General features: G+C 62.2%; 1 protein-coding gene. It reads left to right on the plus strand.

All coding sequences use genetic code 11. The features are described 5' to 3' along the window. Nucleotides 1–2 precede the first annotated feature (2 nt). Nucleotides 3–405 (plus strand): rod shape-determining protein MreC (mreC, locus tag AC0IYH_RS29555; RefSeq protein WP_471837615.1); only part of this gene is annotated, 403 nt, incomplete at its 3' end.

The following is a 405-nucleotide window of genomic DNA, read 5'->3' on the forward strand; positions in this document are numbered from 1 at the left end:
GTATACGCCTATTGGTGTTCGCCGTGCTGTCGGCTGCGCTGATGGTCGTCGATGCTCGCTTGACTGTCCTGCAATCGGTGCGCAGCCAGCTCGGCCTGATCGTCGAGCCGGTGTACTGGCTTGGCCGCTTCCCCGTTACCCTGTGGGAAAGCGCGACCCAGGAGCTCAGCTCGCGCAATGAGCTGACGGCCGAGAACGAGAAACTCAAGGCCGAGCAGCTGATGATGCAGCGCCGCCTGCAAAAGCTGGCGGCGCTGACCGAGCAGAACGTACGCCTGCGCGAGCTGCTCAACTCGTCCGCGCTGGTCGATGATGAGGTGCTGGCCACCGAATTGATCGGTATCGACCCCAACCCCTTCACTCACCGCATTCTCATCGACAAGGGCGAGAAGGATGGTGTGGTGC

The sequence above is a fragment of the Pseudomonas sp. AC463 genome, from assembly GCF_979253585.1.